General features: G+C 62.3%; 9 protein-coding genes. 1 reads left to right on the plus strand and 8 read right to left on the minus strand.

The window, feature by feature from the left end; translation table 11 throughout:
- Positions 1-31 precede the first annotated feature (31 nt).
- Positions 32-1294, minus strand: coding sequence for an arginine deiminase (gene arcA, locus ABI582_RS17170; protein ID WP_338746203.1), 1263 nt, complete (start codon positions 1292-1294; stop codon positions 32-34).
- Between the two features lie 33 nt (positions 1295-1327).
- Positions 1328-2755, minus strand: a complete 1428-nt coding sequence (gene arcD / locus ABI582_RS17175) for an arginine-ornithine antiporter (RefSeq protein ID WP_338746204.1) — start codon at positions 2753-2755, stop codon at positions 1328-1330.
- A gap of 436 nt (positions 2756-3191) precedes the next feature.
- Here arcD (ABI582_RS17175) and arcD (ABI582_RS17180) point away from each other — a divergent pair, with 436 nt between their 5' ends.
- Entirely contained in the window at positions 3192-4619 is a 1428-nt protein-coding gene (gene arcD, locus ABI582_RS17180) for an arginine-ornithine antiporter (RefSeq protein WP_338746205.1), read from the plus strand.
- Here the strand turns inward: arcD (ABI582_RS17180) and ABI582_RS17185 are convergent.
- The 6 genes from ABI582_RS17185 to gap form a co-directional block, all read right to left on the minus strand.
- Positions 4599-5012, minus strand: coding sequence for a YbaN family protein (locus ABI582_RS17185; protein WP_019471746.1), 414 nt, complete (start codon positions 5010-5012; stop codon positions 4599-4601). The genes arcD (ABI582_RS17180) and ABI582_RS17185 overlap by 21 nt on opposite strands.
- Positions 5013-5066: 54 nt before the next feature.
- The gene (locus ABI582_RS17190) at positions 5067-5660 is read right to left on the minus strand and encodes a biliverdin-producing heme oxygenase (RefSeq protein WP_258655430.1); all 594 of its coding nucleotides are present in this window, start codon (positions 5658-5660) and stop codon (positions 5067-5069) included.
- Between the two features lie 254 nt (positions 5661-5914).
- The gene (locus tag ABI582_RS17195) at positions 5915-8503 is read right to left on the minus strand and encodes a TonB-dependent receptor (protein WP_442119787.1); all 2589 of its coding nucleotides are present in this window, start codon (positions 8501-8503) and stop codon (positions 5915-5917) included.
- Positions 8504-8629: 126 nt separating this feature from the next.
- Complete coding sequence (locus ABI582_RS17200; protein WP_338746207.1) at positions 8630-9592, minus strand: FecR family protein; 963 nt, start codon at positions 9590-9592, stop codon at positions 8630-8632.
- Positions 9593-9680: 88 nt separating this feature from the next.
- The gene (locus tag ABI582_RS17205) at positions 9681-10193 is read right to left on the minus strand and encodes an RNA polymerase sigma factor (protein WP_003255059.1); all 513 of its coding nucleotides are present in this window, start codon (positions 10191-10193) and stop codon (positions 9681-9683) included.
- 247 nt (positions 10194-10440) lie between these two features.
- A complete protein-coding gene (gap, locus tag ABI582_RS17210; protein WP_442119788.1) occupies positions 10441-11442 on the minus strand; it encodes a type I glyceraldehyde-3-phosphate dehydrogenase in 1002 nt (333 codons plus the stop codon).
- Positions 11443-11525: the final 83 nt, after the last annotated feature.

Genomic DNA, 11525 nt, shown 5'->3' on the forward strand with positions numbered 1-11525 from the left:
ACTTTGTGGGCGCGGCCGGGTGCAATGGTCGTTAGTAGTCGATCGGATCACGCACAATCGGGCAGGTCATGCAGTGGCCGCCGCCACGGCCCCGGCCCAGTTCGCCGGCGCTGATGGTGATGACCTCGACGCCGGCCTTGCGCAGCAGGGTGTTGGTGTAGGTGTTGCGGTCGTAGCCGATGACCACGCCCGGCTCGATAGCCACCACGTTGTTGCCGTCATCCCACTGTTCGCGCTCGGCGGCAAAGCTGTTGCCGCCGGTCTCGACCACGCGCAGCTTGTCTTTCTTGCCCAGCAACTGCTCGGATACCACCTCCAGGAACGAAGCATCCTGCGGCGCGATGTTCATGCCATAGGGCTTGCTGGAATCTGGGGTGATGATGAATGGCTTGATCTCTTTCACCACCTCCGGGAATACCGTTACCAGGTCGCGGTCGCAGAAGCTGAACACGGTGTCCAGGTGCATCGCCGCGCGGGACTTCGGCAGGCCAGCGACGATGATTTTCTCGGCCGCGCCTTTCTCGAACAGGTTCTGAGCCAGTTGGCCGATGGCATGGCGCGAGGTGCGCTCACCCATGCCGATCAGCACGATGCCCTTGCCGACCGGCATCACGTCGCCGCCCTCGAGGGTGGCGTTACCGTGATCCTTGTCCGGGTCGCCATACCAGACCTGGAAGTCAGCACCGGTGAATTCCTTGTGGAACTTGTAAATGGCTGTGGTCAGCAGGGTTTCCTGGCGTCGCGCAGGCCAGTACATCGGGTTGAGCGTCACGCCACCGTAGATCCAGCAGGTGGTGTCGCGGGTAAACTGGGTGTTAGGCAGTGGCGGCAGAATGAAGCTGGAGTGGCCAAGATACTTGTTGTACATCTTGATCACTTCGGCGCCTTCGCTTACTGGAAGGTCCTGGCCTGCCACGCCGCCAATCAGGAACTCCGCCAGGTGGCGTGGTTCCAGCCCTTCGAGCCAGCTACGCACCTCGTTGGTCAGGCCGACACCCACGGTGTCAGAGGTGATCTTGCGGTCAAGGATCCACTTGAGGGCTTCGGGTTGCTGCACGATGTCGGTCAGCAGGTTGTGCATTTCCAGCACATCCACGCCACGCTCGCGCATTTTGGTGACGAAGTCGAAATGGTCGCGCTTGGCCTGGTCGACCCAGATCACATCGTCGAACAGCAATTCGTCACAGTTGCTCGGCGTCAGGCGCTTGTGCGCCAGGCCCGGCGAGCAAACCATCACTTTGCGCAGTTTGCCGGCTTCGGAGTGGACACCGTACTTCTGTTTTTCAGCGGACATGGTTTCATTCCTCCAATTGAACGAAGACGTGGATCAAAGCGTCAGGAAGCCGTCATACAGGCCAAAGGCTGCCACCAGGGCGCCGATGACCACGGCTGCGAAGATCAGTTTTTCCACGTTGGTGAAGACAGGTTGGCCGACCTCACGCTTGGCCTTGGCGAACAGGATGGCGCCAGGTGCGTAGAGCAGGGCCGAGAGCAACAGGTATTTCACGCCGCCGGCGTACAGCAGCCAGATGGCGTACAGCAGGGCGATGCCGCCGATGATCAGGTCCTTCTTGCGCTCGGCCAGGGCCTGTTCGTAGGTTTCGCTGCGCAGGGCCAGCAGGAACGCATAGGCCGCCGACCACAGGTAAGGCACCAGGATCATCGAGGTGGCGAGGTAGATCAGCGACAGGTAGGTACTGTTGGAGAACAGCGTGATCACCAGGAAGATCTGCACCATGGCATTGGTCAGCCACAGGGCGTTGGCCGGTACCTGGTTGGCGTTTTCGCGGCGCAGGAACTCCGGCATGGTGTGGTCTTTGGCGGCGGCGAACATTATCTCGGCGCACAGCAGTACCCACGACAGCAGGGCCCCCAGCAGCGAGATGATCAGGCCGACGCTGATCAGTACCGCGCCCCAGTGGCCGACCACATGCTCCAGTACGGCAGCCATCGATGGGTTCTGCAGCTTGGCCAGTTCCGGTTGGGTCATGATGCCCAGCGACAGCACGTTGACTAGCACCAGGAACAGCAGCACGGTGACAAAGCCGATGACCGTGGCCTTGCCCACGTCAGAGCGCTTTTCCGCCCGGGACGAGAAGATGCTTGCGCCCTCGATGCCGATGAACACCCACACGGTGACCAGCATCATGTTGCGCACCTGGTTCATCACACTGCCCAACTCTGGCGTACCCAAGGCCCAGATGTCGGCAGTGAAGATATCTAGCCTGAAGGCAAACAGGCAGATCAGCGCGAACAGCACCAGCGGCACCACTTTGGCCACCGTGGTGACCAGGTTGATGAATGCGGCTTCCTTGATGCCGCGCAGCACCAGAAAGTGCACCGCCCACAACAGCACCGACGCGCCAATGATGGCGGCTGGCGTGTTGCCTTCACCGAAGATCGGGAAGAAGTAACCCAGGGTGCTGAACAGCAGCACGAAGTAGCCGACGTTACCCAGCCAGGCACTGATCCAGTAGCCCCAGGCCGAGGAAAAGCCCATATAGTCGCCGAAACCGGCCTTGGCGTAGGCATACACCCCGCCATCCAGGTCAGGCTTGCGGTTGGCCAGGGTCTGGAACACAAACGCCAGGGTCAGCATGCCGACCGCGGTGATGCCCCAGCCGATCAGCACAGCACCAACCCCTGCGCTGGCGGCCATGTTTTGCGGCAGCGAGAAGATCCCGCCGCCAATCATCGAGCCGACGACAAGTGCAACTAACGCGCCGAGCTTTAGTTTTCCGGATGAATCAGACATTTAACAACTCCTGCCAGGAGAAAGTTGACGTCAGCATAAATCCGACGCCGTTGCCGTAAGCTGACTTGTGTCAGTTTAAGGCGACGTGAAGGTAGGAAATTTCCTTCACGGGTGCTCCTGGAGAGTGCCGACAGCTTAAGCTGCAAGCCTTGCGCGCTGGCACCTCCATGTCTTTCTAGAGCAAACGCTCTGTTCAGCCTGCGATGCTTGAAGCTAGCCGCTTTTGACGCTTTCGCAAATTTTTCACAAAAATTTTGAGTTTTATCAGGAACTGTTCTAGTTGCTGTCCAGCTGCTAGCTTTTAAGGAATGGTGCATAGACAAAGCAGTTATGAGTGCTATAGCTTGAATGGCGTGTTCTATTATAAGTAACCACATTTATATGGCCCGCAGGGCTGTTTCAAAGGCATGACAGCGCGTAAAAAAATGGGGGATGCATGAGCGAACCGGGACAGAAGCTGCGCCTGGGCGCGCTGATCGCACTGGTGGTCGGCTCGATGATCGGTGGCGGGATCTTCTCGCTGCCGCAGAACATGGCGGCGCGTGCCGATGTCGGGGCGGTGCTGATCGGTTGGGGCATCACCGCCGTCGGCATGCTGGCCCTGGCCTTCGTGTTCCAGACCTTGGCCAACCGCAAGCCGGAACTGGACTCGGGGGTGTACGCCTACGCCAAGGCGGGTTTCGGCGACTACATGGGCTTCTCTTCGGCCTGGGGCTACTGGATCAGCGCCTGGCTGGGCAATGTCGGCTATTTCGTGCTGCTGTTCAGCACCCTGGGCTTCTACTTTCCGGTTTTCGGCGAAGGCAACACGCCGATCGCCATCGGCTGTGCCTCGTTGCTGCTGTGGTCAGTCCACTTTCTGGTGCTGCGCGGCATCAAGGAAGCCGCGTTCATCAACCAGGTGACCACGGTGGCCAAGGTGGTGCCGTTGCTGATGTTCGTGGTGATTGCGGCGTTCGCCTTTCGTGCCGATATCTTCACCCGTGACATCTGGGGCTTGAGCAACCCGCAATTCGGCAGCGTGCTGGAGCAGGTGCGCAATATGATGCTGGTGACCGTGTTCGTGTTCATTGGCATCGAGGGCGCCAGCGTGTACTCCGGGCGCGCCGAGCGTCGTTCGGATGTGGGCAAGGCTACCGTCATTGGTTTTCTTGGTGTGCTGGCGCTGCTGGTGCTGGTCAACGTGCTTTCGCTAGGGGTGATGACCCAGCCGGAACTGGCCGGTTTGCAGAACCCGTCGCTGGCGTCGGTGCTGGAGCATATCGTCGGCCCTTGGGGGGCGTTGCTGATCAGCCTCGGCCTGGCGGTTTCGCTGCTGGGCGCGTTGCTGTCGTGGGCGTTGCTGTGTGCCGAGATCCTGTTTGCCACGGCTCGGGACAAGACCATGCCGCGCTTTCTGGCCAAGGAAAACGCCAACCATGTGCCTGCCAACGCCCTGTGGCTGACCAACTGCATGATCCAGGGCTTCTTGCTGATTACGCTGTTCTCGGCCGGTACCTACACCAGCCTCATCTACCTGGCTTCGTCGATGATCCTGGTGCCTTACCTGTGGTCGGCGGCGTATGCCGTGCTGCTGGCGGTGCGTGCAGAAACCTACGCCGGGCAAACGGGGTTGCGGCGCAAGGATTTGCTGGTGGCGCTGGTTGCCTTGCTGTATGCCGTGTGGCTGTTGTATGCCGGCGGGCTCAAGTACCTGCTGCTGTCGGCGCTGCTGTATGCCCCCGGCGTAATCCTGTTTGCCAGGGCCAAGCATGAGCAGGGCCAGGCGTTGTTCACCACCTGGGAAAAGCTGATTTTCGCCGCCGTGCTGGCAGGCGCTGCACTGGCGGCCTACGGCCTGTATTCAGGGTTGCTGAGCTTGTGACGGGGCAGGGCAGGCGTGCTCCGGGCGTGACCAGATCCACAGGTTGCCCAGGGTCATGCCGGCGATCGCCAGGAACACCGGCCAGTGGTGTTCCAGAAACGTCAGCATCAGGCCTGCACACAGCAGCATGCTGATGGTCGCGCTTACCTTGGCCCGGCGCTGGATCACCTTGCCATTGCGCCAGTTGTAGAGGATTGGCCCGAACAGCCGGTGGTTCTCCAGCCAGGCCGACAGGCGCGGCGAACTGCGGGTCGCCGCCCAGGCGGCCAGCAGGATGAATTCGGTGGTCGGCAAACCGGGTATGACGATCGCGACCAAGCCCACCCCGAGGCTCACGTAAGCCAGGATTCCATACAACAGGCGGGCGATCTTCGAGCGGGCAGGTTGGGTCATGGTCTCACTGCAAAAAGCGGTTCGGCCACCGGTAGGGTGGCCGGGTACGGCATATCAGACCAGCGCGGCATCCGCAGCATAGGCATGCTTGAGCAGTTCGGTGAAACGCTCGAATGCGGCAACTGCACCGCGTTCGGCAGCGGCTTCCTCTTCAGCCGACAGCTCAAGGCCATCGAGGATGCGGGTGAACTGCTTCCAGCCTTCGGCACGGCCACCGGCAGGCTCGCCCAGGTGGCGGGCACCGAAGGTGTCGGACAGCTCCAGGGCCACGGCACGCTTGATCAGAAACGCAGCGCCCAGTTTGGAGCCTTCAGAGACGAAGATCCAGCCCATTGCCTCGCCCAGGCTCGGCTTGCCCACGGCGCCTGGCACGGCGGCCGGCACTTCGGTGTTGAGGTCGGCGAGGTCCAGGCGGGCTTGGTCGGCACGGCAGCGCTCGGCCAGGTCGGGGACGATGGCGATCAGCTGCGGATCGTTGTACAGGGCTTGCAGCTCGGACTGGAACAGGTACTGGGCAACGACGAAGCGGGCGAAGCTTTCGCGGCTGTCGAAGGGTGCGTGAGATTTGACCAGGGCATCCAGCTCGGCGTGCGGGGCGTGGGTGATCTGGTTCAGGCGCTGGGAGCGCAGGGCTGGGCGTTCGGTCATGGGGGCAGTCCTTGGAAAGAGGGGCGTCTAGATACAAGACGAAACAGCGGCGGCGGGACAGTAAAAAAACCGGGTTTTACATCGTTCCTGCAGGCCGCAGAGCTTTTTGTAGGAGCGGCCTTGTGTCGCGATCGGGCCGCAGCGCGGCCCCAGGATTTCAGCACTCATACAAAGATTGCCGGGGCCGCTTCGCGGCCCGATCGCGACACAAGGCCGCTCCTACAGGCATTGCGCAGGCCTGTAGGAGAAAGGCTTCAGATATCCCAAACCACATTGATACCGAAGTTGCGCCCCGGCATGGTCAGGCGGTCGATGTTGGCTGGCTGGGTCACAGCCGCTTCACCCTGGCCGTCGTAGCTGCGCACCGAGTCCCACTGCCAGTATTTCTTGTCGGTGAGGTTGTACAGGCCGGCGTTGATGGTCACGTCGTCGGTGACCTTGTAGTAGCCGGTCAGGTCCAGCACGCCGTAGCCCGGGGTGCGGAACTTCGCGCTCGAACCATCTGGCGAGTAGAAGCTGGAGTCGTCGACACGGGTCTTGCGCTTCACCAGTGTCCAGCTCAGCAGGCCGCCGTAGTTCTGCTGCTCGTAACCGAGACCGAACACGCCCTTCAGCGGGTTGACGGTGTTCAGCGGCTCACCGGTGTCGTCGTTACGACCATAGGTGTAGGCAATCGAGCCCTGGGTATACAGGCCTTGCGGCGCGCCGAAGTGGTCGAGGTTCAGGCGGCCCTTGACCTCGGCACCCTTGATGGTGGCGTGCTTGATGTTATTGGCCTGGAAGGTCTGTTCCAGATTGGCGCTTTGCACCGCATCTTCGTCGATGAAGTCGCGGTACTTGTTGTAGAACACCGCCACGTCGAAGTTACCCGCGTCGAAGTTGCCACGCAGGCCGGTTTCGTAGCTCTTGCTCTTTTCCGGTTCCAGGCCCGGGTTGCCTTCTACGCGGTAACCTTCCTCAAGGTTCACGAACTTTCCGTACATGGCCTTGGCGGTCGGGGTGCGGAAGCCTTCGGCGTACTGACCATACCAGGTGTAGTTGTCGTTGAAGGCGTAAGTCAGGCCGAACTTGGGCGAGACGCGGTGCCACTTCTTGTCCGAGTCGTCCTGGGAGGTGGGCGCTGTGCCGGTGGACTCCAGGCCACGCAGGAATTCGTCGGTGAACTTAGGTTCCATGCGCGTGTAGTCGTAGCGCGCACCGGGCATGAAGGTCCAGTTGTTCCAGCGGATTTCATCCTGCACGAACAGGCTGTAAGTGTTCACGGTCGGGTCCGGGAAGTCGCTGACCAGAACCTGGCCGTCTGCCGGGCGTTCGGCGCCGGCGGCGGAGCAACCGGAGCCCACGGCCAGGCAGGTGCCCGTGCCGCTGCGCGTACCGGTGATTTTTTCGTGCTTGATCGTGGTGCCATAGGTCAGCAGGTGGTCGGTGGCGCCGATGCTGAAGGCCTTGTCCAGCTGGGCATCGAACACCCACTGGCGGTCCTTGTAGGTCGTGTCACGCGTGCGCAATACCTGGCGGCCAGGCGGTGCGTAGACTTCTTCGGTGTGCTGGTCGGTCTTGGCGATCTGGTAGTTGAGGCTCCACTTGACGTGGTCAGCGACCAGCGAATCCAGGCCGAACTCATGGTTGATGCCAAAGCGCTCGCGGGTGATGGTGTCGTTGCCACTGCGCGCCTTGTAGTAACCCATGCCACCAAAGCCCGGAATGAACGGCCCGCCCGCCGCGCTGAGGATGTTCTGGTCTCGGTCATCCTTGTAGCGTTCGTAGGTGAAGCCCAGGCGCGCGTCGTCGCCGTAGTTCCAGCCCAGCTTGGCCAGCACGTTTGTAGTGCGCACATCCATCGGGTTGGCTTCGGTGCGCGACAGGCCGGCACCGCTCTGGCTGCCGTGGGTTTCGGTCTCGTGGCCGTTACGCTGGCTCAGGTGCAGCAGGCCATCGAAATCACCCTCGCGGCCGGCGACGGTGGCGGAGGTCAGCCAGCTTTCGTCGGCCGAGCTGTAGCCGGTCTTCAGCCGCGCGCCTACGTCCTTGCCGGGCTTGATGATGTCGTCGGGGTCGAGGGTGAAGTAGCTCACCGCGCCGCCGATGGCGTTGCTGCCGTACAGCACCGAGGCCGGGCCGCGGAGGATTTCCACGCGCTTGACGATTTCCGGGTCGACGTAGTTGCGTTGGGTCTGGGCGTAGGGGCCGTAGAAGAAGCTGTCCGGGATCGATACACCATCGACCTGGGTAAGGATCCGCTCGCCGTCGATACCACGGATGTTATAGCCGTTCAGGCCGCTGCGCTGGCCGGTACCGGCCACCGACACGCCCGGCTCATAGCGCACCAGGTCCTGTATGTTGTTGACGTTCTGCCGGTCCAGTTGCTCGCGGGTCTGCACGCTGACGGTGCTTGGCACCTGGCTGACGTCCTGGGCACTACGGGTGGCGCTGACGGTCACCTGCTGCAGGGCGATTACGTTGCCGCCAGTCTGGCGCTCAAGCACCACGTTGCCGTTGCTGATCTTGCGAAAACTCAGCCCGGTACCCTGCAGCAGGCGCTTGAGGGCGGCATCTGGTGGCAGCGAGCCTTGCACACCCGGCGACGCCACGCCGTCGGCCAGCTCGGCGCTGAAGCCGACCTGCCAGCCGGTGACCTGGCTGAAGGCGTTGATCGCCGATACCAGCGGCTGCTGGCCGATGCTGAAGCGGTAGTCACCCATGCGCGGGCTGCTGGCCTGGGCCGGTTCGGCGGCCAGCGCCGGCAGGCTGCAGGCGCCGCTGGCGAGCAGGGCCAGGGTCAACAGGGACAGTTGCCCGGTTCGGCGGGGAAGGGTGGACGAGCGGGTAGGACCAGTGGACATCGAAAGCGCTCCCTGATGCGCGGGCTGTTATAGGCGATTGCTGTTCTCGTTTTCAAACAAGAATCAGTTGCATTGGCTATAACGAGACGGACGGGGCAGGGCGATCGCGTAAAAATAATTTCGGGGTCAGTTCAGAATCACCAGCGCAGGGTACTCATGCAGCTGTGCCGAGGTGATGTGGGCCAGTGCGCGCAGGGTTTCCAACGGCTGGTCGAGGCGGTAGTTACCAGTTACTGCAACGTCTTCGAGCTGCGCATTGCGGTTGATGATCCAGCCCGGGTAGTAGCGCCGCACTTCAGCCAGCACCTGGCTCAGCGGGCAATTCTCGAACACCAGGCGGCCGTCGACCCAGGCCAGGTCCTTTTGCATGTCGGCGCGTTGGCGCTGGCCGAAGCCCTGCGGGCCCACGCTGATGCTGTCGCCGGCACTCAGGCGGATGCGCTGGTCGCGTGCCCCTTGCAGGTCGACATCGCCGCGTTGCACCCGCACCTGGGCCTCGCCATCGAGGTAGCGCACGGCAAAGTCAGTATCGCGCACCTGTGCGCGCAACGGCCCGGCCTCTACCTCAAGTGGCAGCAGCGCGCCCTCGGGTATCTGGAAGTAGGCCTCACCCTGCAGCAGGCGGGCGACCGGGCGGCCGTCCCGGCGGTCGCTGGCAAATGCCGAGTTGGTGTTGAGCAGCACTTTTGCACCGTCTTCCAGTTGCAGGCGCTGGCGCTCGCCCACCACAGTCAGGTGGTCGGCCTGCAGGCGGGTGGGCAGGTTGCCGACGGTGAACAGTCCGACCAGCAGCATCGCTGCAGAGGCCAGGGGCTTCCAGTGGCTGCGCAGGCGCCCGCGCCAGGAGCGGCGCTGCTGCTGGTGCATCTGCGTGGCAGCCTGATGCAACGGCGTGCCGTTCCACAGTGCCTCTGCCTCTACATAGGCCTCGGCGTTTTCTGGCGCGGCGCTCAGCCAGGCTTCAAAGGCCTGGGTGTCTGCGGCATCGGCGCATTGCAGGCGCACCAGCCAGTCCAGCGCCTCGTCCATGGCACGAGCACGGGCACTTGGCCCGGCAGGTGACGGGCGAGGGGCAGGGCTGTCAGTCACGGTGAATCCTTGAATGGTTTTTTGCGAATGATCAAGGCTAAGGCGGGGTGTGGCAAGGGCTTTGCGTCGCCCTTCGCCTGCGGTCAGCTTACTTGAGGCGTTCGGCAACACCCATGCAGATCGCCATGATCAGTTTCAGTTCCTTTTGCACCGTGCTCGGCGAGACACTGAGTTGTTCGGCAATTTCCAGGTAGGTGGCGCCATGCAGGCGGCTGAGGATGAAAATGCGCTGCTGGCGTTCGCTCAGTTGATTGAGGCTGACGCTCAGGTGCTTGAGCAACTGCTCGGCATGGGCTGCATCCTCGCTGCTGGTGGCGGGTGCGGCCACGCTGTGCAGCACTTCGTCGGGCACGTCGTCGACCAGCATGCGTGCCTGCACCCGGCGTGCGCGCAGGTGGTCCAGTGCCAGGTTGCGCGCGGTCTGGAACACGAACGGCTCGATGTGCTCGATGGGCCGCTCGCCCAGGGCGCGTGACACCCGCAGGTAGGTTTCCTGCAGCAGGTCTTCGGCCGTGCTGGGGTTGCCAACCATGCGCTGCAAGGTGCGCAACAGGGTAAGGCGCTGGACGAGGAAGACGGAGTTGAACCGGGACTGACTCACGGTGGGACCTGGCCGACGAAAGGTTAATGATAATGCTTATCATCTGTGCCGTTGGTCAAGTGTGGATGTGTTAGGAAATGGTAAAGATTGTGAGTCCCCGCCCTGTGCGGTCCCCTGTAGGAGCGGCCTTGTGTCGCGATGGGCTGCGCAGCAGCCCCCTGCAATATGTGCTGTGTAGCTGAGATTGTGGGGCTGCTGCGCAGCCCATCGCGACACAAGGCCGCTCCTACAGGGAGCGTGCCAGATCTTAGCGGGCCTGGCACAACGCCAGGCAGTTATCCAGCATGCGGTTGCTGAACGCCCACTCGTTGTCATACCACGCCAGCACCTTGAGCATGCGCCCGTTGGCCCGGGTATGGTTGGCATCGAAAATGGACGACAGCGGGTTGTGGTTGAAATCGCAGGAAACCAATGGCAACGCGTTGTAGCCCAATACCTTGGAATGCTGGCTGGCTTCAAGGAACAGCTGGTTGACCTGCTCGGCCGTGGCCTCGCGCTTGAGGTTGACGGTGAGGTCCACCAACGACACGTTGATCACCGGCACCCGCACTGCCATGCCGGTCAGCTTGCCGGCCAGATCCGGCAGCACCAGGCCCACGGCCTCGGCGGCGCCGGTCTTGCTCGGGATCATCGACTGGGTGGCCGAGCGCGCGCGGTACGGGTCGCTGTGGTACATGTCGGTCAGCACCTGGTCGTTGGTGTAGGCGTGAATGGTGGTCATCAGGCCTTGCTCGATGCCGAACTCGCGGTGCAGCACCTGGGCGATCGGTGCCAGGCAGTTGGTGGTGCAGGAGGCGTTGGAAATGACCTGGTGCGAGGCCCGCAGGATGTCATGGTTGACCCCGTACACCACGGTGGCATCGGCACCTTTGGCCGGCGCCGAGACAATCACCTTGCCCGCCCCTGCCGCGAGGTGTGCTGCGGCCTTGGCGCGGTCGGTGAACAGCCCCGTGCACTCGAACACCACGTCGATCGCCTCGGCCTTCCAGGGCAGTTCGGCCGGGTTGCGGATAGCACTGACCGCGATACGGTCACCATTGACCGTGAGGCTTTCGTGGTCGGCCTCCACCGTGGCGTCGAACGTGCCGTGCACGCTGTCGTACTTGAGCAGGTGGGCATTCATGGCGCTGTCGCCCAGGTCGTTGATGGCGACGACCTGCAGGTCCTGGCGGTAGCCTTGGGTATACAGTGCGCGCAGGACGTTGCGCCCGATGCGGCCGAATCCATTGATGGCGATGCGTAGGGTCATGGCAGTACCTCTGGCAGTCCGAGTGAAACCTGTGGCAAAAAGGAGCTTCACTGAAACGGTTTTGTTGTTGGAATTACAAGATT

Source organism: Pseudomonas sp. SAS7 (genome assembly GCF_052112345.1).
Lineage (GTDB): Bacteria > Pseudomonadota > Gammaproteobacteria > Pseudomonadales > Pseudomonadaceae > Aquipseudomonas > Aquipseudomonas putida_Q.